22 protein-coding genes are annotated in these 25,017 nt (G+C 70.9%); 10 read left to right on the forward strand and 12 right to left on the reverse strand.

What is annotated here, in order from left to right; all coding sequences use genetic code 11:
• Positions 1-55: 55 nt before the first annotated feature.
• Positions 56-856: a BTAD domain-containing putative transcriptional regulator gene (locus ACFYZQ_RS14395; protein WP_389146370.1), complete on the reverse strand. Its 801-nt coding sequence runs from the start codon at positions 854-856 to the stop codon at positions 56-58.
• 373 nt (positions 857-1,229) lie between these two features.
• Between ACFYZQ_RS14395 and ACFYZQ_RS14400 the strand changes: the two genes are divergently transcribed.
• The 3 genes from ACFYZQ_RS14400 to ACFYZQ_RS14410 are packed head-to-tail and all read left to right on the forward strand — an operon-like array spanning position 1,230 to position 4,612.
• Entirely contained in the window at positions 1,230-2,780 is a 1,551-nt protein-coding gene (locus ACFYZQ_RS14400) for a tryptophan halogenase family protein (protein ID WP_389146372.1), read from the forward strand.
• A 30-nt stretch (positions 2,781-2,810) separates the two neighbouring features.
• Complete coding sequence (locus tag ACFYZQ_RS14405; RefSeq protein ID WP_389146375.1) at positions 2,811-4,094, forward strand: cation:proton antiporter; 1,284 nt, start codon at positions 2,811-2,813, stop codon at positions 4,092-4,094.
• Entirely contained in the window at positions 4,091-4,612 is a 522-nt protein-coding gene (locus ACFYZQ_RS14410; RefSeq protein ID WP_389146378.1) for a flavin reductase family protein, read from the forward strand. Before ACFYZQ_RS14405 ends, ACFYZQ_RS14410 begins: the two co-directional genes overlap by 4 nt.
• Positions 4,613-4,867: 255 nt before the next feature.
• Here ACFYZQ_RS14410 and ACFYZQ_RS14415 read toward each other — a convergent pair whose 3' ends face one another.
• Together ACFYZQ_RS14415 and ACFYZQ_RS14420 are read right to left on the reverse strand one after the other, a co-directional pair.
• On the reverse strand, positions 4,868-5,824 hold the full coding sequence (locus ACFYZQ_RS14415) for an ArsR/SmtB family transcription factor (RefSeq protein WP_389146380.1): 957 nt from the start codon (positions 5,822-5,824) through the stop codon (positions 4,868-4,870).
• Positions 5,825-6,092: 268 nt separating this feature from the next.
• The gene (locus tag ACFYZQ_RS14420) at positions 6,093-6,446 is read right to left on the reverse strand and encodes an ArsR/SmtB family transcription factor (RefSeq protein ID WP_389146383.1); all 354 of its coding nucleotides are present in this window, start codon (positions 6,444-6,446) and stop codon (positions 6,093-6,095) included.
• Between the two features lie 540 nt (positions 6,447-6,986).
• Here ACFYZQ_RS14420 and ACFYZQ_RS14425 point away from each other — a divergent pair.
• The 4 genes from ACFYZQ_RS14425 to ACFYZQ_RS14440 all read left to right on the forward strand — a co-directional run bounded on the left by ACFYZQ_RS14425 (position 6,987) and on the right by ACFYZQ_RS14440 (position 11,555).
• The gene (locus tag ACFYZQ_RS14425; RefSeq protein WP_389146385.1) at positions 6,987-7,175 is read left to right on the forward strand and encodes a hypothetical protein; all 189 of its coding nucleotides are present in this window, start codon (positions 6,987-6,989) and stop codon (positions 7,173-7,175) included.
• A 38-nt stretch (positions 7,176-7,213) separates the two neighbouring features.
• Positions 7,214-9,532, forward strand: a complete 2,319-nt coding sequence (locus ACFYZQ_RS14430) for a TOMM precursor leader peptide-binding protein (protein ID WP_389147350.1) — start codon at positions 7,214-7,216, stop codon at positions 9,530-9,532.
• A gap of 178 nt (positions 9,533-9,710) precedes the next feature.
• Positions 9,711-10,877, forward strand: a complete 1,167-nt coding sequence (locus ACFYZQ_RS14435; protein ID WP_389146388.1) for a sensor histidine kinase — start codon at positions 9,711-9,713, stop codon at positions 10,875-10,877.
• A gap of 66 nt (positions 10,878-10,943) precedes the next feature.
• Positions 10,944-11,555, forward strand: coding sequence for a DNA-binding response regulator (locus ACFYZQ_RS14440; protein ID WP_389146391.1), 612 nt, complete (start codon positions 10,944-10,946; stop codon positions 11,553-11,555).
• Positions 11,556-11,607: 52 nt separating this feature from the next.
• Here the strand turns inward: ACFYZQ_RS14440 and ACFYZQ_RS14445 are convergent, their stop codons facing one another.
• On the reverse strand, positions 11,608-12,222 hold the full coding sequence (locus ACFYZQ_RS14445) for an NADH oxidase (RefSeq protein WP_389146393.1): 615 nt from the start codon (positions 12,220-12,222) through the stop codon (positions 11,608-11,610).
• A gap of 220 nt (positions 12,223-12,442) precedes the next feature.
• Positions 12,443-13,261 carry a rhomboid family intramembrane serine protease gene (locus ACFYZQ_RS14450; protein WP_389146396.1) on the reverse strand — a complete coding sequence of 273 codons (819 nt, stop codon included), beginning with the start codon at positions 13,259-13,261 and terminating at the stop codon, positions 12,443-12,445.
• Between the two features lie 92 nt (positions 13,262-13,353).
• On the opposite strand from ACFYZQ_RS14450, the gene ACFYZQ_RS14455 reads away from it, so the two are divergent.
• The gene (locus ACFYZQ_RS14455; protein WP_389146398.1) at positions 13,354-13,659 is read left to right on the forward strand and encodes a hypothetical protein; all 306 of its coding nucleotides are present in this window, start codon (positions 13,354-13,356) and stop codon (positions 13,657-13,659) included.
• Between the two features lie 178 nt (positions 13,660-13,837).
• On the opposite strand, the gene ACFYZQ_RS14460 is transcribed toward ACFYZQ_RS14455, so the two are convergent.
• From ACFYZQ_RS14460 to ACFYZQ_RS14470, 3 genes are all read right to left on the reverse strand, one after another.
• A complete protein-coding gene (locus ACFYZQ_RS14460) occupies positions 13,838-15,034 on the reverse strand; it encodes an IS701 family transposase (protein ID WP_389146402.1) in 1,197 nt (398 codons plus the stop codon).
• Positions 15,035-15,144: 110 nt separating this feature from the next.
• Positions 15,145-16,545 carry an FAD-dependent oxidoreductase gene (locus ACFYZQ_RS14465; protein WP_389146405.1) on the reverse strand — a complete coding sequence of 467 codons (1,401 nt, stop codon included), beginning with the start codon at positions 16,543-16,545 and terminating at the stop codon, positions 15,145-15,147.
• Between the two features lie 36 nt (positions 16,546-16,581).
• Positions 16,582-17,550, reverse strand: a complete 969-nt coding sequence (locus ACFYZQ_RS14470) for a DUF4349 domain-containing protein (protein WP_389147353.1) — start codon at positions 17,548-17,550, stop codon at positions 16,582-16,584.
• A gap of 160 nt (positions 17,551-17,710) precedes the next feature.
• On the opposite strand from ACFYZQ_RS14470, the gene hemG reads away from it, so the two are divergent.
• Together hemG and hemQ are read left to right on the forward strand one after the other, a co-directional pair.
• A complete protein-coding gene (gene hemG / locus ACFYZQ_RS14475) occupies positions 17,711-19,165 on the forward strand; it encodes a protoporphyrinogen oxidase (protein ID WP_389146408.1) in 1,455 nt (484 codons plus the stop codon).
• A gap of 4 nt (positions 19,166-19,169) precedes the next feature.
• Positions 19,170-19,901 (forward strand): hydrogen peroxide-dependent heme synthase, encoded by a 732-nt coding sequence (gene hemQ / locus ACFYZQ_RS14480; protein WP_389146411.1) that lies wholly within the window; start codon positions 19,170-19,172, stop codon positions 19,899-19,901.
• Between the two features lie 34 nt (positions 19,902-19,935).
• Here the strand turns inward: hemQ and ACFYZQ_RS14485 are convergent, their stop codons facing one another.
• From ACFYZQ_RS14485 to ACFYZQ_RS14500, 4 genes are all read right to left on the reverse strand, one after another.
• Complete coding sequence (locus tag ACFYZQ_RS14485) at positions 19,936-21,564, reverse strand: alpha/beta hydrolase (protein WP_389146414.1); 1,629 nt, start codon at positions 21,562-21,564, stop codon at positions 19,936-19,938.
• Positions 21,565-21,712: 148 nt separating this feature from the next.
• Positions 21,713-22,498 (reverse strand): TIGR04222 domain-containing membrane protein, encoded by a 786-nt coding sequence (locus ACFYZQ_RS14490; RefSeq protein ID WP_389146417.1) that lies wholly within the window; start codon positions 22,496-22,498, stop codon positions 21,713-21,715.
• Positions 22,499-22,595: 97 nt separating this feature from the next.
• A complete protein-coding gene (locus ACFYZQ_RS14495) occupies positions 22,596-23,372 on the reverse strand; it encodes a DUF4142 domain-containing protein (RefSeq protein ID WP_389146420.1) in 777 nt (258 codons plus the stop codon).
• A gap of 136 nt (positions 23,373-23,508) precedes the next feature.
• Positions 23,509-24,819 (reverse strand): DUF692 domain-containing protein, encoded by a 1,311-nt coding sequence (locus ACFYZQ_RS14500; protein ID WP_389146423.1) that lies wholly within the window; start codon positions 24,817-24,819, stop codon positions 23,509-23,511.
• Positions 24,820-25,017 lie beyond the last annotated feature (198 nt).

Below are 25,017 nucleotides of genomic sequence, written 5' to 3' on the forward strand. Positions count from 1 at the left end.
GGCTACGAGGGGATGTCCGGCACGGCGTTTCCCGTGCCTGTGCGGCGGTGGTGGCTCATCCCATCGCCAGGGCGGAGTGGAGCAGTGCGCGGCGCGGCTCACCGAGTGTCTCGTCCTGCCGGAGGATCGCCTGGTAGGCATGGTGGAGGGCGCGTCCGGGCTCCAGTCCGAGATCGCCGGCGAGGCGGCGGCGTGCCCCGTGGAAGACCTCCAGGGCCTCGGCCTGGCGGCCGTCCCGGTAGAGCGCCAGCATCAGCAGTTCGCTCAGTCTCTCCCGGCCGGAGTGCTCGACGGCCAGCTGCCTCAGCTCGGAAACGGACACCCGCGCCGCGTCGACGGTCAGCTTGGCCGCGGTCAGGTCCTCGTAGGCGGTGATACGGCGTTCTTCGAGGTGGGCTGCCTGGATCCGGCAGCGCATCCCGTCGCAGGTGTCCAGCAGTGCGGGACCGCGCCACAGGCCCAGTGCGGCCTCCAGCGTGTCGATGGCGCGTACGGGATCGCGCTGGGCCAGTCCGGCACCGGCGTCCGCCAGGTCCAGGAAGCGATGCGCGTCCACCGTGCCCGCCGGCGCGTCGAGAACGTACCCGTTGCTCACGGTTCGCAGCAGTTCGCTCCCGCTCTTCCCCGCCACCGACTCGAGCAGCTTGCGCAACCTGCGGACATTGGCCTGCAGCGCGTTGCGCGCGTTGGCCATGGGCTGCTCCGCCCACAGTTCGTCCACCAGCTGGTCGGCGGTGACCGGCACTCCCGGGGACAGCGCAAGCATCGTCAGCACCACGCTCGCCCGCTGCGAGGCCATCGTGTAGCGCTTGCTCTCCTGCGAGAGGAAAAGTGGGCCGAGAACGTTGATTTCCACAGTCGGAACCCCCATGTCAACACGTGGACTTCGCACATCATGCTCGAAGTCGCCGGTCGGGGGAAATACCATCTGAGCCTTACCGGCGGAGCGCCTCAGTATGGCTTCGCACCGGCCGTCACCTGGGTTTTCCACCTGTCAGGAAAACCCTACACGTGTTGCTGCCCGGGGCTTCCGGGGATCTGCTCGACAGTATTTCGGGCATCTCTGACGCGGTACTGACTCGCATCGATTACGTGTCTGGGTGAACGCATCCATAAGCCTCATCTGCAATATTCGTCGGACGCTTAAAGGTCTCGTGCGCGGTTCGTGTTCTGCCTAGAGTCACTCTTCGGTGGCGCCACCCCAAGAATTCCTACCGAAGGAGTCATCCGTGCTCAACAAAGTTGTGATCGTGGGCGGCGGAACGGCCGGCTGGATGACGGCATCGTATTTCAAGGCCGCGTTCGGCGACCGCGTCGACATCACCCTCGTCGAGTCCGGCCACATAGGAGCGGTCGGCGTCGGCGAGGCCACGTTCAGCGACATCCGTCACTTCTTCGAGTTCCTCGGGCTCAAGGAGAAGGACTGGATGCCGGCCTGCAACGCCACGTACAAGCTGGCCGTGCGGTTCGAGGACTGGCGTGAGCCGGGGCACTACTTCTACCACCCCTTCGAGCAGATGCGGTCGGTCAACGGCTTCCCACTGACCGACTGGTGGCTCAAGGACGGCCCGACCGACCGCTTCGACAAGGACTGCTTCGTCATGGCGTCGGTCATCGACGCCGGACTCAGCCCCCGGAACCGCGACGGCGTTCTCATGGACCAGCCCTTCGACGAGGACGCGGAGGAGATGCGGGGGCTGACGATGTCCGAGCACCAGGGCAAGACGCAGTTCCCGTACGCCTACCAGTTCGAGGCCGCGCTGCTGGCCAAGTACCTCACGCGGTACGCCGTGGAGCGCGGTGTGCGGCACGTCGTCGACGACGTGCGCAACGTCGAGTTGGACGAGCGGGGCTGGATCTCGTCGGTGCGGACCGCGGAGCACGGCGAGCTCGCCGGTGACCTGTTCATCGACTGCACCGGATTCCGCGGCGTGCTGCTCAACCAGGCCCTGGAGGAACCGTTCGTCTCCTACCAGGACACCCTGCCCAACGACAGCGCGGTCGCCCTGCAGGTGCCCATGGACATGGAGCGGCGCGGCATCCTGCCGTGCACGACCGCGACGGCGCAGGAGGCCGGCTGGATCTGGACGATTCCGCTGACCGGCCGGGTGGGCACCGGTTACGTGTACGCGAAGGACTACCTGTCCCCGGAGGAGGCCGAGCGCACACTGCGGCAGTTCGTGGGCCCGGCCGCGGCGGACGCCGAGGCGAACCACATCCGGATGCGGGTCGGCCGGAGCCGGAACTCATGGGTGAGGAACTGCGTGGCCATCGGTCTGTCCAGCGGGTTCGTGGAGCCGCTGGAGTCGACGGGCATCTTCTTCATCCACCACGCCATCGAACAGCTCGTCAAGAACTTCCCGGGCGAGGACTGGAACCCGGTCCACCGCGATCTCTACAACAGCTCCGTCTCGCACGTCATGGACGGCGTACGGGAGTTCCTGACGCTGCACTACGTCGCGGCGAAGAGGTCGGACACACAGTACTGGCGGGACACCAAGACCCGTGCCATCCCGGACTCGCTCGCCGAGCGCATCGAGCGCTGGAAGGTCGCGCTTCCCGACTCCGAGTCGGTCTTCCCCCACTACCACGGTCTGCCGCCGTACTCCTACATGTGCGTCCTGCTGGGCATGGGCGGCATCGAACTGGCGCCCTCCCCGGCGCTCGCCCTGTCCGACGGCACCGCCGCACGCCAGGAGTTCGACCGGATCAGGGAGAAGACGGAGCGTTTGGTCAGGACGCTGCCGAAGGCCTACGACTACTTCAGCCGGCTGGGCTGACGGGCCCGGGCGGGAAAGGACTGACTGCGCATGGACGTCCTCGGCCTGTTGCCACGTCTTCCGCATGCCGCGGCGGCCCTCTCCGTGCTGCTGGCGATCGCCTGCGCCGGAAGGGCGGCCGCCCGGCTGCTGCGTCAGCCGGCGGTCATCGGCGAGGTGACACTGGGCCTGCTGGCCGGGCCGGTCGCGCTCGGCCTGCTGGGCCGGAAGACCTTCGACGCCCTGCTGCCCGGCCCCGTGCTCCACGTCGTCGAACTCGTCGCCGAGGCAGGGCTCGTGTTCTTCCTGGTCGGGCTGGTCCACGAGCTCCGGTCCGGCCCTGTGGGGCCAGGACGGCGCGATCTGACGGCGCTGACCGCGGGTGCGCTCGTCGCGCCGCTGCTCACCGGTCTGCTGCTGGTCGGCTGGGTCCAGCTGACGGACGACGCGGCGGCGCGCGGCGACGCGCCGCTGCCCGCGTTCGTCCTGATGGTCTCGGTGGCGATGTCCGTCACGGCGGTGCCCGTGCTCGCCAGGATCCTGGCGGACCGCGGGATGACGGACTCGACGGCGGGCCGGCTGGCACTGACCTCGTCGATCGTCATCGATGCCGCCGGCTGGCTGCTGTTCACCGCCGCGGTCAGCCTCGGGTCCGGCGATCCAGCCGACGTGCTGCGCTGTCTCCGGGCACTCGGGGTGGGCGTGCTGTGCGTGGCCGTCCTGCGGTGGACGCTACGCACCGGTGCCGCGCGGCGGCTGGGCGTACGTTTCCCGGCGGCCGCGGCCGTCCTGCTCGGTGCGACGGCCCTGGCGGTGGCGTTCACCGTGAAGGAACTCGGCATGACCAGCGTCCTCGGCGCGGCCCTGGTCGGTTTCGCCGTGCCGGGCGAGAAGGCCGCGCCCTGGGCGCGGGCCGTCACGGCCGTGTCCCGAACGGGAGGCGTACTCGTCCCCACGTTCTTCGTGGTCTCGGGGATTCACCTCCTCGAGGACGTCTCCGGAACCACCTCCTGGACACTGATCGCCGGCACCGTCGTGCTCGGCTGCCTCGGCAAGGGCGCCGGTTCCTACATCGGTGCCCGCCTCGACGGCCGGCCGCCCGGTCTGGCCGGACGGATCGCCGTCCTCATGAACACCCGCGGCCTGACGGAGCTGATCATGGTTCAGGCCGGCTACAGCGCGGGCATACTCTCCGCCCCCCTGGCTCTGGCCCTGACGGCGATGGCACTGGTGACCACGGCCATGACAGGTCCGCTCATGGACCTGTTCGACCGGAAGGACAACGCACGCGGTGCGGCGGCGGTTCCTCTCCCTACAGAAAGCGGTGCGCGATGACCGATCCCGCTGTACGGACTCCTCCCGTCCCTCAGACCACCCCCGGTGGGTTCCGGGCGATGATGAGCGGCTTTCCCACCGGCGTGTGCATCGTCACCTGCACGGCCCTCGACGGCACACCGCGCGGGATGACCTGCTCCTCGCTGTGCAGCGTCTCCGTGGCCCCTCCGACCCTCCTGGTGTGCCTGCGCGACGGCAGCCCCACCCTGCGGGGGATCCTGGACAGCGGCAGGTTCGCGGTGAATCTGCTGCACGACGGTGCGCGAGAGGCCGCCGAGCTGTTCGCCTCCGGTGATCCGCGCCGGTTCCAGCTGCTGCCCTGGGAGCAGCCCCCTGGCACGGCCGGACCGCATCTCGTCAGGGACGCCCACACGGTCGCCGACTGCGATGTGGCCCTGACCCAGAAGATGGGTGATCACGTCACCGTCTTCGGTGAGGCCCGCGACATCCGCCAGCAGCAGCCCCGCCCACCGCTCCTGTACGGTCTGCGGCAGTTCCGCTCCTGGTCCGCCGCCTGACCGCACGCGCCGAACCGGTGAACCCGCCCGCACGATCCATGTGCCGGCGGGTTCGTCCGTGCCGTGTGGCCAGGTGGCTGCCGGGCGGGCCCGGCTCGGTCCCGGTCCCGCCTCTCGGCGTGCCGGGTGGGCTCTCGTACTGGATGTACCCGGGCTTGTCCCCGGCGCGGCGAGTGGGGCACCCCTCTGTGGGAGCGTGCCGGGCTTCGCGGGGCCGGGGCCACCTCCCGGCCGAAGGCCGGGGAGGGACTTGCGCTAGGAAGCGCGCTTCACGACGTCCCGTGTCAACGGCTCGCGCCGGACGCCCCGTTGGGCGACAGCCGGGCGGGCCAGCCTGCCGTTCAGCAGGGCCACGCCGAGCGGAGTCACCGTGTGCAGCATCGAGTTGCGGACACGGCGGCTGGTGATCAGGCCCGTCTGCCGCAGCACGGCGGCGTGCTGGCTGGCACCGGCCCGTGAGATACCGAGCCGGTCTGCCAGTTCGGAAGTGGTGCACGCGGCACGCAGCATCCGAAGTGCCGCCGCCCGCGTCTGGCCCACCAGAGCTCCCAGTGCCTCGGGGGTGTCGTCGGGCTCCGCCCACAGCGCGGCCGCCTCATGGTCCTGCGGCGGGGCGGCGACCACCAGGGTCGGCTGACCGCTGTCGTCCTGGGGACCGATGAGCTGTCCCGGTCGGTGGTTGAGGAACACGGACGGGGCCAGCACGAGACCCCGCCCGCCCAGCACGACATCCTCCTCGGGCCCGCCGGGGATCTCCAGCACCGGTGATGTCCAGATGATGCGGGGGTGCATCGTGGACAGCAGCTGTTCCACGCCGCCCGCCATCACGGCCCGGCCGCGTGCCTCGCACTCCGCCTCCAGGTAGGCGAGCAGGTTGCCCCAGTACGGCGCCACGGCCGCGCGCCAGACGTCCGGCAGGTCCGCTCCCGGTGCCGTCTCCGGCAGCCGGGGCCACCCGGCCGGCCCGTTCTCCGCAGCATCGTACTGAAGCGCCCGGCGGACCAGGTCGTCCACTTCCGCGCCGGGAACCTGCGTCGGCCGGGGCGAGCGGAGCGGCAGCCGTCTGCTCACCTGCTTCCGCCAGCCGGCGTACGGAGAGCTGACGCCGCGACCGAGCAGGCCGGCCGCGAACGCCGTCTCGATCAGCGGCCCGGCGCTGATCCGCAGCCGGGTACGCGCCAGGTCGGCGGTGGAGAAATGAATACGTTGCACAGTGATAGCCCCCGTTGTCCGCGACGGAATTGCGACGAAGCCCGTCCTCCGGAACGGCACCGGCCACGAGGCGTGGCGCCGACGAATCCACTGGGTCCTGTCGTCAGACTGCTGTCGTCCGCCCCGAGGGCCGGGCCCCGCGCCCGCCGCGTCAACGGCTCATGTCTGCGAGGCGTGTGCTCTCGGGAGTCGACGACAGTGCTCAGGACGGCGCACGGGTGACCGCCTGTCCGGCCTCTCGGACGGGGCGGGTGCGTTCATCCTCGGGTCATCCGCTGACACGCTGCTGACCGCCCTCTGACGCGAGGACACAGCCGCCCTGGAGCGACGGCCCGTGGTCATGCACGGCTGCCAGGATCTCGGGCACGTTCAGGCGCAGGTCGAACGGTACGAGTTCGAAGTACCGCAACGCCTTGCCGGCTTCGGAGAGTTCGAGGGTCCCCACCACGATCCCGGCCCTTTCCAGCCGCTCCAGGTGCATGTAGAGCAGAGGCCGTGAGATCACCAGACGCCGGGCTAGCTCGCTGACGTAGACACGGCCCTCGGCGAGCTCGGCCACGATCCTCAGGCGCAGCGGGTGCCCGACGGCAGAGAGAACAGCAAGGAGTTCCTCACCCGTCATGACCCATCTCCCGACGTTCACGGACTTTCCAGGCGAGACCTTCCCACCCTCGGCCACTGTATGCGATTCAAGTGCATGGGAGATCTCTGATTCTCACGGCTGGGGGGTGAAGAAATCATACCGCCGGCGCTTACGAGTTCATATTGCCAAGCGGGAAGCCGCCCGCATACGGTGTTGTGCATGCGGCGGCGGCTTTCCGGCGGAATATTTACCGGGGCTCGGACGGTGCGCCCTTATTCCGTGCCGTCCGCTGTCGTGGCCCGGCCCCCGGCGCGTCCAATCCCCCGCGAGCGCCGAGGGCCGGGCTACTCGCTTCCCCGGCATCCTGCGCTCATCCGGCCCGACGCACTTGATCCGGAATTCTCCAATCCAATTGGAGTTCACGATTCCCCTTGCGGGCGACCTGGAAATTGGGACACCATCCCTACGGATGTGAGAATTTCACGTCCGTACAATGATTCCGACACTGTCTCGGCCAGACGCGGCCTGTGCAGAATCACTGCCGAAACGAACTGTTTACCCGATTGGAGAATGGCAGGCATGACGAACTCAGTTCCCTCGCGCACCCGGTTCGCCGAATCGGCGGCCGCAGCCACCACACCCGCCGGGCGCGGTCTCGTGATCGAGAACCTCGACGCCATGCCCGACCAGGAGGTCGCCCTTCTCGGCATCTGCATCGTCGCCGCTCCCCTCGTCAGCACGCACCCGGCTCCCTTACGGTTCGAGTAGCGCAACGGGCAGGGGAGACCATGGTCGCTGGGGAGCGTATGTCCGGGGGAGAGACGGACGGCGGAAGCCGCTCCGGTCCCGACGACGGGGCACGGATCGGTTTCAAGAGCCATCTGCGGGCCACCGTCGTGCCGGGAGAGGCCGCCTACCTGGTCTCGCACCACGGTGTCACCGCACTCCAGGGGGACCCCGCGGAGATTCTGGTGCCACTGCTGGACGGAAGCCGCAGTCCGGCCGCCGTCCTGCACGAGGCGACAGCGTCGCTCACCGCTGACGAAGTCCTCCAGGCTCTCCGGGCGCTCGACGCATCCGGCCTGCTGCGGCTGCGCCCCGCACCGACCGCTCCACCCGCCACCTCCCTCCCGCCCGACCCGGCCGCGGAGGCGTACTGGGACCTGGCCGGCCTCGACGGCGCCCGGGTCCCGGTCGCACTCGCCCTCAGCTCCGTGCACGTCGTCGCCGCCGAAGGCATGGACGCGGACGAGGTGCGTGACGCCTGCCGCTCATCGGGACTCGGTCTCGCGCGCTCCGCCGAGGAGGCGGATCTCACCCTCGTCGTGAGCGACGACTACCTCTCTCCGTTCCTGCGGGACGTCGACGCCGTACACCGCGAGTCCGGCAGACCCTGGCTGCTCGCCGGAGTCGGCTCCACGGCCTGCTGGGTCGGCCCGCTGTTCCAGCCCCGCGAAGGGCCCTGCTGGAACTGTCTGGCGTCCCGACTGCGTGGACACCGACGTTCGGAGGAGCCGCTGCGGCGCGCGCTCGGTCTGACCGGACCGCCGGCCCGCCCACGGGCCACCCTGACGGCAGGCCGCTCGATCACCGTGCAACTGGCCGTGCTCGAGGCCGCCAAGTGGCTCGCCGGTCTGCGTCACGACACACAGAACTGCGTGCACGTCTTCGACACCATCGCACGGGAAGGCAGGGTGCACCGGGTGATGCGTCTGCCGCAGTGCGCCGCCTGCGGAGATCCGGGAATCGTGGCCCGGCGGATCAACCGCCCTTTCGTGCCCCGGTCGCGCGCCAAGACCGACCACGACCTCAACGGGCACCGGGCGCTCACGCCCGCCCGGATGCTGGAGCGCTACGGATCCCTGGTCGACCCCGTCACCGGAATCGTGAAGGAGATACGCCGCGCCCCGCGCAGCCCTGAGTTCGTCCACGCCTTCCTCTCCGGCGAGAACCTCGCCATGCGCGGCATGACACTCGCGGGCCTGCGCGCCGGGCTGCGTTGCCTCAGCGGCGGCAAGGGCCTGACGGAGACGGAGGCCCGAGTGAGCGCGCTGGGCGAGGCGGTGGAACGCTACAGCGGGACCAGGCAGGGGGACGAGCCGGTGGTCCGCGACTCCTACCTGGGACTGGGGCCGGCCGCCGTGCACCCCAACGCGAGCCAGCTCTACGACGTGCGTCAGTTACGGGAACGGGACTGCTGGAACGCGCGCGGCTCCCGGCTCCAGTACGTCCCGCCGCCCTTCGACGAGACCCGGCCCACCGACTGGACGCCGGTGTGGTCGCTCACCGAGGGGACACACCGGCTGCTGCCCACCTCGATGCTGTACTTCAGCGACGAGCCGTCACCGGACGGCCTGTGTGCCGACTCCAACGGCAACGCCGCCGGCAGCAGCCCCGAGGACGCCTTGGTCCAGGGCTTTCTGGAACTGGTCGAGAGGGACGCGGTGGCGTTGTGGTGGTACAACCGCACCCGGCAGCCGACCCTCGACCTCGACGCCTTCGCAGAGCCGTACATCGGCCGGCTGCTCGACGGCTGCCAAGGACTGGGCCGTGAGGTGTGGGCCCTGGATCTCACCTCGGACTTCGGCATCCCGGTCGTGGCGGCCCTGTCGCGGCGGGCGGACAAGGCCGCCGAGGACATCGTCTTCGGCTTCGGCGCGCACTTCGATCCCCGCATCGCACTGCGCAGAGCACTGACGGAGATGGGCCAACTGCTGCCACTCGTCAGCGAGGTGACTCAGGACGGCGCCGGATACCTGGCCGACGACGCGGACGCGCTCGCCTGGTGGAGGCACTCCACCGTGGCCAACCAGCCCTACGTGGCAGCCGATCCGGCCCTTCCCCGGCGCGGCCCGGACGACTGGACCTACCTGCCCAGCGCCGATCTCCGTGACGACGTGGTGTCGATCACAGAGGCGGTGCGGCAGCGCGGCATGGATCTGCTCGTCCTCGACCAGACCAGGCCGGATCTGGAACTCCCCGTGGTGAAGGTGATCGTTCCGGGCCTGCGGCACTTCTGGCCCAGGTTCGCCCCAGGAAGGCTCTACAGCACGCCAGTCGCGCTCGGCAGGCGCCCCGCCCCCACGCCCTACGAGGAGCTGAACTCCATTCCCCTGTTCGTATGACTTCCTTTAATGTGGCTGGAGTTCACGCGCAGCGCATAAACTCTGCACGCACGTGCAGAGGTTCGAAGGGTGAGACGGACAGGGCCGGAACGGGCGGACGACCATGCCACGGCACGACGAGCAAGAATCGCAACAGGAAGCGCCTTCGGGGGACGACGCCGCGCCGCACTTACCCGACATGCAGGACCTGCCGGCTCCCCGGCTGGCCCGCACCATCCTCACGGTTGCGCTGATCTGCTATCTCAGTGTCACGATCACCAACCTCGCGGGAACGGAACCCCGCACTCCGCAGCTGCTCACCTCGCTCGTCTGCGTGTGTCTCATCTTCTTCCTGCAGTTGAGGCACTCCCGTCCCGGGGCCCGCCTGGCTCCCCTGCGGCAGCGGATACTGACTCTCTCGGCACAGGCGCTGCTGACCTATCTGCCGATCACCGTCTTCCACTCCCAGTGGGGCTCCATGGCGGGCTTCCTGGCCGGTTCCCTGCTGCTGCTCCTGCCCAGCCGGTGGGCCTGGCCCGCATACGGTGTCGTGGGGCTCACCATGCTCGTCCCACCGACGCTCGAGGGCTTGTCCGTGCACGAGACGGTGTACCTCTGCCAATCGACGCTACTGACCGGACTTGTCGTCTTCGGTCTGTCCCGCATGGCCGACCTCGTCCAGGCCCTGCACGAGACGCGAGGCCAACTGGCGGGCATGGCCGTCACCAAGGAACGTCTGCGCTTCGCCCGGGACCTGCACGACCTGCTCGGCTACAGCCTCTCCGCGATCACCTTGAAGACAGAGCTCATCCATCGGCTCATTCCTACTCATCCGCGGCGCGCGATGGACGAGGTGAGTGATGTCCTCACGATCTCCCGTCAGTCACTCGCGGATGTCCGGGCCGTCTCCAGCGGGCTGCGCCGCATGTCCCTGAAACAGGAGCTGGGTGCGGCGCAGTCCCTGCTCCAGGCGGCGGACGTCGAGGTACGGGCCGACGTCGGACTCAGCGAGCTCGACCAGCAGGTGGACTCCGTGCTGGCCGCCGTCCTGCGCGAGGCAGTGACGAATCTGCTGCGTCACTCCAGAGCCGGCTCCTGCAGCATCGAGGCCGTCGAAGAGGCCGGATGGGTACGGCTGTCCGTGGTGAACGACGGGGTGGATCCGGCCTACCGGGACACGTCGCCCGACAGCGGCAGTGGCCTCGGCAACCTCAGAACGCGGCTGCAGATGGCGTCCGGCAGACTCACCGTCTCACGCGGTCCGGGGGACACGTTCCGGCTGACCGCCGAGGCGCCCGCGAGCCCCCGCCGACGGCTGGCCGCCCCGGGCCACGGCGAGCTCCCCATCCAGGACCCGGCCGCCTGACGCGCCCGGACACCGAGACATGTGAGCCCGCCGGTCACCGCGGCCCGCTGAGAGAGGAAAGTCATCATGCCGATCAGCATCCTGCTGGCCGAGGACATGAACATGGTGCGTGGAGCACTGGTGGCCCTGCTGAACCTGGAGGACGATCTCGAGGTGGTGTGCGAACTGGAGCGCGGCGACCAGATCCTGTCGGCCGCTCTGCGGCACCAGCCGGATGTCGCCATCATCGACATCGACCTTCCCGGTATGGACGGTCTGACCGCCGCGGCGTTTCTGCACGAACGCCTGCCCGAATGCCGGACTCTCATCCTCACCAGCCTCGGGCGCCCAGGAGCGCTTCGTCGCGCACTGGCGGCCCAGGTCTCCGGCTATCTGCTGAAGGACGCACCGCCGCACGAATTGGCCGCCGCGGTCCGCAGCGTGGTCGCCGGCCAGCGGGTGATCAATTCCCAGCTCGCTCTCTCCGCGTGGAACGGTTCGGAGAGCCCTCTCACCGCACGGGAGACGGAGGTGCTGCGACTCGCCGCGGAAGGGCTGGAACCCATCGAGATAGCGGGACAGCTCAGACTTTCTCTGGGTACCGTCCGCAATTACCTCACCACCGTGGTGACCAAGCTGAACGCACGGAACCGTGTGGACGCCATCAAAATCGCGCGCGACGCCGACTGGCTGCTGTGACTGCCCCGGGCCGCTCTGCCCGGCGACGCCGGACCGCGGGGTGAGGGCTCGGTCACCCGAACGCACCCTTCATGCCGTTCTCCTCGGCCCGTACCACCATGCCCGCCGCCGCCAGGTACGTCAGGATGTCCCTCGTCACGGGCCGCGGCAGCGGCAGGGCCCGCGACACCGCCTCCGGGGCGACGGGCAAGGCCAGCATGGCGACCACCCACACCGCTTCCGGACGATGCAGCCGCACCTGGTACTGGGAACCGACCCGCTCCAGCAGGAATCCCTGGGCGTCCACCACGAGTGACACGCCCTGAGGTAATCGGACCAGGCCGGTGGCCGGCAGACGTGGCAGTACGAACAGTGCGGGCCGGGTGACCGGGCAGACGGAGAGCAGCGGTCCCCGCAGGTCCACGAGTCCCAGAGTGCGCACCACCAGATGGGACAGCCGCTGGAGAGCGGGCAGCAGGACCAGGTACACACTTGCCTTGGTCACGGGGCTGTCCGGAGTGGGCTCGACGTTGCTCAGGAGAACGGGCCCGAGCTCCATCCGGTACAGAGCCTCACGAAGCACGGGGTGCGCGTCCGCGATGCGCTCCCTGCCCCAGGGCCCGGTCAGAATGAGGCCGCCACCGTCCACCTCACGTTCGATGGCGACGTCCTCTCTCAGCGACCACAAGTGCACTGTCCGGGGTTCGCCCATACTCCACACGAGGTTTCCTGACTTCATACGGCGATCCATTCGAGTATCCGGTCGAAGATCCCCGCACGGTAGCCATGCATTCACGGGCGTGTCGTGAATTTCTCACGCATTCCCGGCGCCACTCGTGTTGTACGGGCGGTCCGGACCGGTGCGGTCCGAACACCCAGATCCCTCTCGGGAGCCGGGCCGGTCGCCCTCACCAGCTCGGCCTCGCCCGCCGTCCGAAGATCAGGCCGCGCGGTTCCGGTGGCGGCGGGGTGCCGGGGCGCAGCGGCAAGGCGATCAGCATGCCGGCGACGAATCCGACGACGTGCGCCGCGTACGCCACCGTGCCGGCCCCGGACACGCCGTGCCCGGAGGAGTACACCGCCTGCAGCCCGAACCAGAAGCCCAGCACCAGCCAGGCGGGCAGCCGCAGCGGCAGGAAGATCAGAAACGGGACCAGGACCCAGACCCTGGCCTTCGGGTACAGCACCAGATAGGCGCCCAGGACCCCCGCGATCGCCCCGGACGCGCCGATCAGCGGGTCGCCGGAGGAGGCGTTGAGCAGCGCGAAGCCGTACCCGGCCGCGTAGCCGCACACGACGTAGAAGAGGAGGTACCGGATGTGGCCCATCCGGTCCTCGACGTTGTTGCCGAAGATCAGCAGGAACAGCATGTTGCCCAGCAGGTGCAGCCAGCTGCCGTGCAGGAACATCGCGGTGAACACCGACAGCGGCGCGGACTTGTCGTAGCGCGGCGGCCCGACCACGCAGCCCGGACCGTGCGGGCCGAGGCCCACGGCCCCCGTCGGGACCACTCGTGGCATCTGATGGTGGATGAGCTCTCTGGGTACGGCGGCGTAGTGGTCCATGAAGGCCTGGAGGTGGCACAGCTGGGCCAGGTCGCTGCCCCCGGCCACGGATCCGGCTATGCCGGGGGTGAAGAGGAACACGAGGACGTTGGCGGCGATGAGCGCGTACGTGACCCAGGGGGTGCGGCGCACGGGGTTCACGTCATGGACGGGGATGACCACACACAAGTACTGCCCCCGATGCGGCGGACGAATCGGTGAACGCCGCCGGGCGGGTGTGCGTATCCCTCCTCAACCGACGTGAGGATCAGGCGATGAACGACCGAGTTACTCCTCCCATGCACGCCACGCCCGACGGCGAGGCGGAGCTCTCTCTCGTGGTGCGGCTCCCCTGGGAGGACGTCGCGCGGCTCGGCCAGGAGGCGGGGCGGCTGGCCGCGCAGATGCAGCGGCCGGTCACACTGGACGAGGCGGTGAGCCACCGGCTGCGCTCCACCCGGGCGTCCGCGGCGCACGCCAAACCGGCAGGGGAGCAGCCCGCGGCCATGTCGTCCTCCGGCTCGAACATGACCTCCAACGCCGGAGTGACCTCCCTGCCGAGGATCAGCGGTACGGCCTGAGAGCCCGTCACACTGATCATCCGGCAGCCCTAGTACTCCAGCAGCGGTTCGTGTCCTGAGCTGTGTTTTCGGTAATGGCAGTGGCGGGCGACCGCCTGGCGGCGTCTTCTCCAGGCCGACCACTTCAGCGCGTGGGTGACGGGATCGCGGTCGGCTCGCGGGTGGGGCAGGAGAGCGTTCAGGAGCCGCCGTATCTCTGCCACGGTGAGCGGGACGGAGGCTGATCCGTTTCTGCAGCCCCCTTTGCGGCATCGCCGTCGGCCTGGGGCTGTGCTGCGAGTGCGGTCAGGACGGCATGGGCGAGCATGGCCAGAGTGATGTGCCGATACCAGCCGACATAGCGACGGACCTCGTACTCGTCCAGGCCGCACTCATTTTCCGCGGCCTGGAAGCACTCCTCGATCGCCCAGCGGGAGCCGGCGATCCGGGCCAGCTCGGCGATCTCGACACCCACGGGTGCGTAAGCGAGGTAATAGGCCAGGTCAGCGGGGTCGGACAGGCTGCGGCGGGCCATCACCCAGCGGTGGTGGGTTGGCGGGTCGGGGTCGAAGACGATGTTGGCAGGCAGCTTGGCCGCGGCCCAGTCGTAGATCCGTGGCCCCTTCGCCCCGTCACCGCAGGACAGCCGCTGCCAGGCATCACCGGGTGCTTCCTCGATGAGCCGGTCGATGCGCCAGATGCCGGCCAGGGATTTGATCTGCTGCGACTTGGGCACCGCCACCACATAGCCGATGTCGAGTTGCTCAAGCAGGCGGCGGAAGTTCCAGTCCTGCCCATAGGCCTCGTCTGCGGTGATCCACTTGGCGGGCAGGCCGGCGGCCAGGCAGCGACGGACGATGTCCCGGGCCAGCTCTCCCTTGGTCGCGAAGCCGCGTTCGTCGGGGATCTTCGCCGCCCGGCAGCGGTCACGATCGGACGTCCAGGCTTTGGGCAGGTAGAGCTCCCGGTCCACCAGAGCCCGGCCCGAGCTGGTGGCGTAGGCGGCGAACACCCCGATCTGGCAGTTGTCGATCTTTCCGGAGGTTCCGGTGTACTGCCGGCCTACCCCGGCCGAGGTGGAACCCTTCTTGATGAACCCGGTGTCGTCGATGATCAGCACTCCGTCCGGCCCGAGCCGTTCGGCGACATAGGCACGGACATCGTCACGCAGGGCGTCTGCGTCGCAGACGCTGCTGTTCAGCAGCCGCTGGAAGCCGTCGGGAGTGCGGTGACCTGCCCATTCCGCGAGCTGCCAGCCGTTCTTGCGTGTCGCCCGCCCCAGCAGACCGCGGACGTAGTCCCGCATCCGCCACCGCAGATCCGCCCGAGCAAACCGGCCCGCCACCCGCTCGAACACCGACTCCAACTCACCGGTCCAGCAACTGACTTCAGTCATCCCCTCCATACCAGGACAACGACAACCACCAGCTCAGGACACGAACCGCTGCTGGAGTACTAGGGGGCGTCTTGTGGATCATGCCGGGGTCCGCGGGGTCTGGCACGCACTTAGCGCATCCCCGCCCGTACCTTCGCCGTAGCCTTTCTCGCCGCCACCAGTACCGGGTCCCACACGGGTGAGAACGGCGGGGCGTAGCCCAGGTCCAGGGCCGTCATCTGCTCCACGGTCAGGCCCGCCGTGAGCGCGACCGCCGCGATGTCGACCCGCTTGGCCGCGCCCTCCCTGCCGACGATCTGCACGCCGAGCAGCCGCCCCGTGCGGTGCTCGGCGAGCATCTTGACCGTCATGGGGGAGGCGCCGGGGTAGTAGCCGGCGCGGCTCGTCGACTCGATGGTGACGGCCTCGAAACGCAGGCCCGCCCTGAGAGCGTCCTTCTCCCGCAGGCCGGTCCGGGCGATCTCGAGGTCGCAGACCTTGCTGACGGCCGTGCCGACCACGCCGGGGAAGGTGGCGTAACCGCCGCCCACGTTGGTGCCGATGACCTGGCCGTGCTTGTTGGCGTGGGTGCCGAGCGGCACGTACTGCTGCTGGCCGGAGACCAGGTTCAGCACCTCGACGCAGTCACCGCCGGCCCAGACGTCCTCATGGCCGCGCACCCGCATGGAGAGGTCGGTGAGCAGACCGCCGTGGGCGCCGAGCGGGAGGCCCGCCGCAGCGGCGAGCGTGGTCTCCGGGCGGACGCCGATGCCCAGGACCACGACGTCCGCGGGGTATTCGGCCTCCTCCGTGGCCACCGCGCGGATCCGGCCGTCCTCACCGGTGAGCAGTTTCGTCACCTCGGCGTCGTTCACCATGGTGATGCCGAGACCCTCCATGGCCCGGTGCACCAGGCGGCCCATGTCCGGGTCCAGGGTCGACATGGGCTCCGTGCCGCGGTTGACGACCGTCACCTCGAAGCCCCGGTCGATCAGCGCCTCGGCCATCTCCACACCGATGTAGCCGGCGCCCACCACCACCGCACGGCGGCCACGCGTGCCCGCCAGGGTGTCGAGGAGGGCCTGGCCGTCGTCCAGGGTCTGCACACCGTGCACACCGGGAGCGTCCACGCCCGGCAGGTCGGGGCGGACCGGGCGGGCGCCCGTGGCGATGACGAGTTTGTCGTACGACGTCCAGGACTCGGCGCCGGAATCGACGTCACGCGCGCGTACCCGGCGCCCGGCCACGTCGATCTCCACGACCTCGGTGCGCATGCGCAGGTCGATCCCCCGCGCGCGGTGCTCCTCGGGCCCGCGCGCGATCAGCTGGTCGCGTTCGGGCACGGCACCGCCCACCCAGTACGGGATGCCGCACGCCGAGAAGGAGGTGAAATGGCCGCGCTCGAAGGCCACGATCTCCAGTTCCCCCGGCCCGCGCAGCCGGCGTGCCTGCGACGCCGCGGACATCCCCGCGGCGTCGCCGCCGATCACGACCAGTCGTTCCGTCCCGCCCTGCCCAGCGTTCATGCTCATGCGAACACGCTACGCGCACGCGGCATTTCGGGTCGCTCAGCCCTCGTTCTCCGGCTCGGGTGCCGACCGCGGGGCCGGGCGGGCCGTCGGCAGGGGACCGAGCGCGGTCGCCGCGGGCGCGGCGGGGGCGCGGCGCGGCAGCCGGGGACGCAAGACCCGCAGCCACAGCAGCGCGAGCAGCGCGGCGAGCGCGGCGAACGGCAGTACGGCGCCCAGGGCCAGGGCGATCCAGCGCAGCAGCGTGACGAACGCGTGCCAGCCGCCCGCCAGGGCGTCCCCGAAGCCGGGGGAGTCGTCCTTCCCGGCGTGCCGCACCGGCGTCTGCGACAGCGACAGGGTGATGGTGGCCAGGCTCGTGCGGTCCTTCAGGGACGCCTGCTGGGCGAGCAGCGCCTCGAGGTCGGCCTCCCGGCTGCTCAACTCCCCTTCGAGGGTGACGACGTCACTGAGCTTGACGGCCCGGTCCATCAGCTCGCGGACCCGGGCGACGCTGGCCCGCTGTGACCTGATCCGGCTGTCGACGTCCACGACCTGGTCGGTGACGTCCTGCGCCTTGGCCGTGCGGTGGACGAGCCTGCCCGTGCCCTGCAGCTCGGTGAGGACCTCGTCGTACTTGTCGGTGGGGACCCGCAGCACGACCCGGGTGCGTTCGTGGCCCGCGGAGTCGCGGCTGGTGGTCTCGTTCCCGACATAGCCGCCGGCGTTCTCGGCGGCGGAGCGGGCCTCGTCGAGCGCCTTGGGCACGTCCTCGACCTGCACGGTGAGGGAGGCGGTGCGGATGATGTGGCTCGCGGTGAGCCGGGGCGCCTTGGTGGCGGCCTCGGCGCCGCGCGCCTTGCCGTCGGACGCGCCCCGCTGCGCGGCGCTGCCGGTGTCGGCCTTGCTGCCGGACGTCCCGCCGCCGGAGTCGCCCCCGGCTCCGCATCCGGCGAGCGCGAGGGACGCGGTGAGCAGAACGGCGGCCAGGGCCCGGCCGGGCCGTAGCGGTGATCGTGGTGTGCGCATCTGGCGGTACCCCCCGAGGGTCACGACGACTGATGTTCCTTCGACGCGGGGAGGGGGCGCAGCGTTGGGGGGACAACGGTTCCGATGCGGTCACGGTCACATCGCGCCCGGGCCACAAGGCCCTGGCACGGGGACCGGCGGTGGGTGAGAGGCTGGGGCCATGAGCGGATCACGTACGGGCGCGGGCCATGTCGTCGTCGTCGGAGCGGGCATCGCGGGGCTGGCCGCCGCCCACCGGCTGCTGGACCGCGGGGCGCGGGTCACGGTGCTGGAGGCGTCGGACCGGGTCGGCGGCAAGCTGCTGGCCGGGGAGATCGCGGGCGTGTGCGTCGACCTGGGCGCCGAGTCGATGCTCGCGCGCCGCCCCGAGGCAGTGGCCCTCGCGCGTGAGGTCGGCCTGGCCGACCGTCTGCAGCCCCCGGCGACCGCGTCGGCCTCGATCTGGACCCGCGGCTCCCTGCGCCCCATGCCCAAGGGCCACGTCATGGGCGTCCCCGGCACCGCCGCCGCCCTGACCGGCGTGCTGTCCGACGAGGGTCTGGCCCGCATAGAGCGCGACGCCGACCTGCCCCGCACCGAGGTCGGCGACGACGTGGCGGTGGGGGAGTACGTGGCGGCGCGGCTGGGCCGCGAGGTCGTCGACCGCCTCGTCGAGCCGCTCCTCGGCGGGGTCTACGCGGGCGACGCGTACCGCATCTCCATGCGCTCGGCCGTGCCCCAGCTCTTCCAGGCCGCCCGCACCCACACCTCCCTGACGGAGGCGGTCCGCGAGATCCAGGCGAAGGCGGTCGCCCAGCAGCAGACCGGCCCGGTGTTCATGGGCATCGAGGGCGGCGTGGGCCGGCTGCCGCTCGCGGTCGCGGAGTCGGTGCGCGGCCGGGGCGGCGAGATTGTCACGGGGGCGCCGGTCGGCGAACTGCGCCGGGAGCCCGGCGGCGGATGGCGGGTAGCGGCCGGTGACCGCGTCCTGCACGCCGACGCCGTGGTCGTCGCCGCCCCCGCCCCGGCCGCCGCCGGGCTGCTGGCCGCCGAGAACCCGGAGGCCGCCGCCGAACTGCGCGGTGTCGAGTACGCCTCCATGGCCCTGGTCACCCTCGCCTACCGCAGGTCCGAGGTCGGCCTGCCGGACGGCAGCGGCTTCCTCGTCCCGCCCGTCGACGGGCGTACCATCAAGGCCTCCACCTTCGCCTCCCAGAAGTGGGGCTGGATCGCCGACGAGGACCCGGACGTCGTGGTCCTGCGCACCTCCGTCGGGCGGTACGCCGAGACGGAGATCCTCCAGCGCGAGGACGCCGAACTGGTGGAGGTCTCCCGGCACGACCTACGCGAGGCCACCGGGCTGGACGCCACCCCCCTGGAGACCCGCGTCACCCGCTGGACCGACGGGCTGCCCCAGTACCCCGTCGGGCACCACGCGCGCGTGGCCCGCATCCGCGAGCACGTCGCGAAGCTGCCGGGCCTCGCGGTGTGCGGCGCGCAGTACGACGGCGTGGGCATCCCGGCCTGCATCGCGAGTGCCTACGCGGCGGTGGACCAGCTCGGAGGAGACCTGAGGGGTGTGGAGGAGCTCACCGCCAACCCGGTGCAGAGCCTGCACGGCGGAGCGGGAGAATAGCGGCATGAGTGACGACGCCCCCACCACCGAGTCCGGCAGGGTCCCGAACAAGGGCAAGCTGGCCAAGGACCTCAACGAGGTCATCCGCTACACCCTGTGGTCCGTCTTCAAGCTGAAGGACGTGCTGCCCGAGGACCGCGCGGGCTACGCCGACGAGGTACAGGAGCTGTTCGACCAGCTCGCCGCGAAGGACGTGACCATCCGCGGCACGTACGACGTGTCCGGGCTGCGCGCCGACGCCGACCTCATGATCTGGTGGCACGCCGAGACCAGCGACCAGCTCCAGGAGGCGTACAACCTCTTCCGCCGCACGAAGCTGGGCCGCGCCCTCGCGCCGGTCTGGTCGAACATGGCGCTGCACCGGCCGGCCGAGTTCAACCGCTCGCACATCCCGGCGTTCCTCGCCGACGAGACGCCGCGCAACTACGTGAGCGTCTACCCGTTCGTGCGCTCCTACGACTGGTACCTGCTGCCCGACGAGGACCGCCGCCGCATGCTCGCCGACCACGGCAAGATGGCCCGCGGCTACCCGGACGTGCGCGCCAACACGGTCGCGTCGTTCTCGCTCGGCGACTACGAGTGGATCCTGGCCTTCGAGGCCGACGAGCTGTACCGCATCGTCGACCTCATGCGCCACCTGCGCGCCTCCGAGGCCCGCATGCACGTCCGCGAGGAGGTCCCGTTCTTCACCGGGCGCCGCAAGGACATCGCCGAGTTGGTGGCGGGGCTGGCCTGACCCCTACGGCGGCCCGTGCGGGTTCCGTACGGGCTCAGGTCCGGTCGGCCTTGCCCTTCAGATGGTCCCTCAGGGCCTGCTTGCGGGGCGCTCCCGGCCTCGGCTCCGGGTGCGGTGCGCAGGACGCGTGCCGCACCGGGAGACGACCCTGCAGCAGATACGCCTCGAGGTGGGCGTTGACGCACGGGTTCGCCCCGCCCGCGATGCCGTGCGTGCCCGCGTCCCGCTCGGTCACCAGCACCGAGTCCGCCAGCCGCCGGTGCATCTCCAGCGCTCCGTCGTACGGCGCGGCCGCGTCCCGCTCGGCGGCCAGGATCAGCGTCGGCGGCAGCTCACCCGGCCCGGTCCGCACGTCGACCGGCCGTTGCCGGGGTGCCGGCCAGTAGGCGCAGGGCAGGTTCATCCACACGTTCTCCCAGGTCTCGAAGGGCGCCCTGCGCGCGAGCCGGGTGTTGTCGCGGTCCCACACCGCCCAGTCGGTCGGCCAGGGCGCGTCGTTGCACTCGACGGCGGTGTAGACCGCGCTCGTGTTCTCCGCCTCGGCGGCCGTCTCCGGGCTCGGCGCCGCCACCCGCAGCAGCGGCCCCGGATCACCCTTCAGGTACGCCGACAGCGCCTCGGCGCGGCTCGGCCAGTAGTCGTCGTAGTACGCGGCCGACAGGAACGCCGCCTGCAGCTGCCCGGGCCCGACCTTCCCGCCCGCCGGCCGGGCGGCCAGCCGCGCCCGTGCCGTCTCGTAGCCGCGCCGGACCTTCTCCGCCGTGTCGCCGAGCCCGTACACGTCGTCGTGCCGGGCCACCCAGTCCCGGAAGTCGGCCCAGCGGCCCTCGAACGCGGCCGACTGGTCGAGGTTGTCGCGGTACCAGACCTGTTCGGGGGCGGGGTTCACCGCCGAGTCCAGGACCATCCGCCGTACGTGCGAGGGGAACAGCGTCGCGTACACCGCCCCGAAGTAGGTGCCGTACGAGGCGCCCATGAACGTCAGCCTGTCCTCGCCCAGCGCGGCGCGCAGGACATCCAGGTCACGGGCGTTGTTCAGGGAGTTGTAGTACCGCAGAGCGCTTCCCGAGCGCTGCGCGCAGCCGCGCGCGTACGTCTTGGCCTGGGCGATGCGCTTCTTCTTGTAGGCGGTCGAGGGGTGCGTCGGCGCCTGCGTCGGCCCGCCGGCGAACTGCTTGGGGTCCTGGCAGGACAGCGGCGCCGAACGGCCCACCCCGCGCGGGGCGTAGCCGACGAGGTCGTAGGCGGCCGCGATGCGCTTCCACTCGGGCAGCAGGCCGACCAGCGGGAAGTACATGCCGGAGCCGCCCGGGCCGCCCGGGTTGAAGACGAGGGCACCCTGGCGGGGCACCTTGCGCTTGCTGTTGCGCGGGTCCTTGTGCGTCGCCCGCACCCGGCTGACGGTCAGTCGGATCTGCCTGCCGTCGGGATGCGCGTAGTCCAGCGGCACGGTCACCGTGCCGCACTGCAGGCCGTCCGGCGCCTTCTGGTCGGCCGGACAGGTGCCGAAGTCGATGCCGGACGCACGCGCACGGGTGGCGGCCACCTCGACGCCGCGCAGCCGGGCCGCCTGGGGGACGCCGGGTGCGCCGTCGGCGGGGGCGGCGGCCAGGGTGGTCAACAGCAGGGACCCGGCGGCCGAGTAGAGGACGGCAGCTCTCATCGCGTAACCCTTTCGCAGCGGGCGGCGGCGAACCGCCGGGACAAAAGGGATGTTTCGTACGAGCGTCGGGGAAGGCAAGCACCATCCGGGCGGTGTCGGCGCGAATGCCCCTTGTGCGCCCCCGGGAGCGGGCTCCTCGCCGGGGGGCTCAGCCTCCGCAGGACTGGTCGCGGTGTGCGAAGGCCGCGCGCAGTTCCGGTTCGCCGATCGCGCGGATGCCGCGTACGGCGACGGAGGTCAGATAGCCCCGGTCGCCGGCCGGGTCGCCGGTCCGCCGGGTCAGCGCGCCGAGCAGCCGCTGCCCGGCCGGGGACGCCCAGCGGGAGTACGGGTGCGCCTCGACCCGGGCTATGGCCAGGCAGCTCAAGGTGAGGGCGAGGGGCAGCGCGAACCACAGGGCGACCAGCTCGCGCGGCATCTGGGTGGGCGCGGGCGTCAGCAGCGCGGTCGCGCCCAGCGCGAGGACGGCGAGCGCGGCGGCCCGCACCTGGCGGACGCCGGCCGCCACGGTCGTACGCGCCCCGTCGGGCACCGCGAGCCCCGCGCGCACCAGGGAGTCGGCGAGGCTGCGCACCGCTTCCGCGCCCGCCGCCGCGGACCGCACGGGCCCGATGCGGGACTGCCCCTCCGGGCCGATGGCGCCTATCACCGACCGCTCCATCTCGTCCCGCCCGCGCGGGTCGACGACGGTCGCCCAACCGGTGTGCGCGAGCAGCAGGCGCCGCTGCCGCGCCATGGAGACCATGGTCAGATCGGCGACGCGGGCCGGCCCGCCGGACAGGAACGCCGCCTCGTACAGCGTCAGCTCGTGCTCCCGGCCCGTGGTCGCGTCCTGCCTGTCGACCGCCGCCGCGTGTACGGCGGCGAGGCACAGCCGGGTGCACGCCGTGCCGGCGACGGCCCAGGCCAGCAGTAAGAGGAGGAGCCAGAACATGACAAGTTTCTATGCCAGCGGTCTGGGAAACTCCATGCCCTGTTCACGATCCGGACACAGTGTTGCCGACATGTGACGTTGTGCTTCGCCGCGCTGGTCAGGAGCCGTTCGACGGCGGCGGGCTGGAGGCGGCCGGCGGGAGCGTGTAACTCGGTGCCGGGGGCGGGGCGACCGGGATCGGGGAACCGGTGGCGGCGCTCGGCAGGCCGGAGCCGGGGGGAGTGGGTGTGCCGCTGGCGGCGAGGTCCCGGGCCAGCGCGGCGAAGTCCACGTACCCCGTGGCCTCCAGGACCTGGATGTGGTCCAGGACGGTGGTGTTCGCGTCGTCGGCGAGGCTGCGCACCAGCGAGTTCTGCGTACCGGCGCGCACCTCGGCGACCACCGAGAACACCCTGCCGTGCGCGAGCCGCACGATGTTGGCGAACTGGCGGTCGAAGTCCTCCCCCTGCGCCGACTTCAGGGTGTCGAGCCACTGCTTCTGCTGGTCGGTGGGTTCGTTCGGCAGCCCGAGGCCCAGCTTGCCGGCGACGTCCCGGACGCGCTCGTCGAGGAAGGTGTGGCCGTCGACCAGATGCCGCCCCGCCGTCCGTACGGCCGCGGTGGTGCCCTTCTCCTGCGCCAGCTGTCCGGCGGGCAGCTCCCACAGTCCGGCCAGCCGGACCTTCGTGATGAAGTCGCGGTCCTGCGCGGACAGTGGGCCGTACTGCGTGAGGTACGTGTCCGCCCGCAGCACGCTCGCGCCGGTCGTCTTCGGCTGGTCGGTGTACGACCACACCGGGAAGATCAGCGCCGCCAGCGTCGCGGTGAGGCCCGAGATGATGATCCCGGTGCCGCTGAATATGCCCCGTCCCTTGACGGGCGGTCGCGGTCGCATGGTGCCTCCTGTTGCGGCACCGCACACCAGTGCTTCCAGGGGTGCGGAGTTGGCATATTACTGCGCCTCTTCTGCGACTGCCGTACCGCATAGGGTCGTAAATCCCCTGAATTCGGACGTGAACTCGGCGACACCGTCACGCCTGCCGCATCAGTACCCTCCGTGCCGCGCGGGCCGCCCGCACCACAGGGCGGCTGGAGCGCGGCGCCGGCCCCGACCGCTCCAGCCACCATTCCCGCAGCTCTCGCCGCACCCGGGGCTCCGTGAACCGCCCCGTGAACAGCAGATGCCCGGCGAAGTCCAGCGCGTCCTGCCGGTAGCCCCCGGTCATCGGCTGCCCCTGGGCATAGCCGAGGAATGCGGCACGGTATCCCTCACCGAGGATCTCCGGCAGCTCCGGTGCCACCTTCGCCACCACATCGGCCCGCTTCGCCGCGAGCGCCCGTGCCTGCACCCGCATCCGCGCCCGGTCGAAGCCCTCCGGAACCGGTGTCCCGGCCACGAGCGAGGACAGCACCGCGGTCTGGGCGAGGCCGAGGCGCTGGCGGACCGCGTCCGAGGGTGCCCGCCGTGCCGGCGCGGAGGTCTCGGCCGTCTTCGGGGAAGGGGTGGCCCCCGTTGCCCGCCCCTTCCCCACGGCCCCCCGGATCGCCGCCAGCTCCCGCTCCAGTCCGGGCGGTTCCGGGAAGTTCTCGTCCCGCTCCAGCAGCACCCCGGGCGGATCGACGCGGGAGGCCAGATCGGTGAGGATGTCGAGGACCGGCTCGGGCACGGGGTGGGCGTGGCTGTCGTGCCAGACCCCGTCCCGCTCGAAGCCGCCCGCGACATGGACGTACGCGACGGCTTCCAGGGGCAGTTCGGCCAGCGCCTCGGCGGGGTCCTCGCCCCGGTTGACGTGGTTGGTGTGCAGGTTCGCCACGTCGATCAGCAGACGCACACCGGTCCGGTCGGCCAGCTCGTACAGGAACTGACCCTCCGTCATCTCCTCACCGGGCCAGGCGATCAGCGCCGCGATGTTCTCCACGGCGAGCGGCACCGGCAGCGCGTCCTGGGCGATGCGCACGTTCTCGCACAGCACGTCGAGGGCGTCCCGGGTGCGCGGCACGGGCAGCAGATGGCCCGCCTCCAGGCGCGGGGAGGCGGTCAGCGGACCGCCCGCGCGCACGAACGCGATGTGCTCGGTGACAAGCGGGGAGCCCAATGCCGCGGCCCGCTCGGCGAGGGCCGTCAGCCGTCCCGCGTCGGGCCGGTCGGCGCCCCCGAGGCCGATCGAGACACCGTGCGGCACCACGGTCACCCCGCGCTCGCGCAGCCTCCGCAGCGACTCGGGGAGGTGCCCGGGGCACACGTTCTCCGCCACCACCTCGACCCAGTCGATCCCCGGCATCCGCTCCACCGCGTCCGCGATCTCCGGCCGCCAGCCGATCCCCGCGCCCAGTCGCCGCATCGCCCGCCCCCTCTCACCCGTGTTCCGGCATGAGGGGGGTATGGCCCCGGCGCCGGGCCGTGAACCCAGCCGCGCACACCTTCAGAGCATTATTTGAGGTTCACACCCGACACCGAGGGCCTGCCGCGAAAGCCCCTTCCCCGCCTACGGCCGGGAGGCGCTCCCGGCCCGGCGGCACCCGGCACGGTCCCGTACCGC

Source organism: Streptomyces sp. NPDC001843 (assembly GCF_042891955.1).
In the GTDB taxonomy this organism is placed as follows: domain Bacteria; phylum Actinomycetota; class Actinomycetes; order Streptomycetales; family Streptomycetaceae; genus Streptomyces.

What these genes read in the sequence shown, in the direction of transcription:
- ACFYZQ_RS14485 (WP_389146414.1), bottom strand. Translation starts at nt 21,564, where the DNA reads ATGAGAGCTGCCGTCCTCTACTCGGCCGCCGGGTCCCTGCTGTTGACC.
- ACFYZQ_RS14425 (WP_389146385.1), top strand. Translation starts at nt 6,987, where the DNA reads ATGACGAACTCAGTTCCCTCGCGCACCCGGTTCGCCGAATCGGCGGCC.
- ACFYZQ_RS14435 (WP_389146388.1), top strand. Translation starts at nt 9,711, where the DNA reads ATGCAGGACCTGCCGGCTCCCCGGCTGGCCCGCACCATCCTCACGGTT.
- ACFYZQ_RS14500 (WP_389146423.1), bottom strand. Translation starts at nt 24,819, where the DNA reads ATGCGGCGACTGGGCGCGGGGATCGGCTGGCGGCCGGAGATCGCGGAC.
- ACFYZQ_RS14455 (WP_389146398.1), top strand. Translation starts at nt 13,354, where the DNA reads ATGAACGACCGAGTTACTCCTCCCATGCACGCCACGCCCGACGGCGAG.
- ACFYZQ_RS14405 (WP_389146375.1), top strand. Translation starts at nt 2,811, where the DNA reads ATGGACGTCCTCGGCCTGTTGCCACGTCTTCCGCATGCCGCGGCGGCC.
- ACFYZQ_RS14420 (WP_389146383.1), bottom strand. Translation starts at nt 6,446, where the DNA reads ATGACGGGTGAGGAACTCCTTGCTGTTCTCTCTGCCGTCGGGCACCCG.
- ACFYZQ_RS14465 (WP_389146405.1), bottom strand. Translation starts at nt 16,545, where the DNA reads ATGAGCATGAACGCTGGGCAGGGCGGGACGGAACGACTGGTCGTGATC.
- hemQ (WP_389146411.1), top strand. Translation starts at nt 19,170, where the DNA reads ATGAGTGACGACGCCCCCACCACCGAGTCCGGCAGGGTCCCGAACAAG.
- ACFYZQ_RS14430 (WP_389147350.1), top strand. Translation starts at nt 7,214, where the DNA reads ATGTCCGGGGGAGAGACGGACGGCGGAAGCCGCTCCGGTCCCGACGAC.
- ACFYZQ_RS14440 (WP_389146391.1), top strand. Translation starts at nt 10,944, where the DNA reads ATGCCGATCAGCATCCTGCTGGCCGAGGACATGAACATGGTGCGTGGA.
- hemG (WP_389146408.1), top strand. Translation starts at nt 17,711, where the DNA reads ATGAGCGGATCACGTACGGGCGCGGGCCATGTCGTCGTCGTCGGAGCG.
- ACFYZQ_RS14495 (WP_389146420.1), bottom strand. Translation starts at nt 23,372, where the DNA reads ATGCGACCGCGACCGCCCGTCAAGGGACGGGGCATATTCAGCGGCACC.
- ACFYZQ_RS14490 (WP_389146417.1), bottom strand. Translation starts at nt 22,498, where the DNA reads ATGTTCTGGCTCCTCCTCTTACTGCTGGCCTGGGCCGTCGCCGGCACG.
- ACFYZQ_RS14460 (WP_389146402.1), bottom strand. Translation starts at nt 15,034, where the DNA reads ATGACTGAAGTCAGTTGCTGGACCGGTGAGTTGGAGTCGGTGTTCGAG.
- ACFYZQ_RS14470 (WP_389147353.1), bottom strand. Translation starts at nt 17,550, where the DNA reads ATGCGCACACCACGATCACCGCTACGGCCCGGCCGGGCCCTGGCCGCC.
- ACFYZQ_RS14410 (WP_389146378.1), top strand. Translation starts at nt 4,091, where the DNA reads ATGACCGATCCCGCTGTACGGACTCCTCCCGTCCCTCAGACCACCCCC.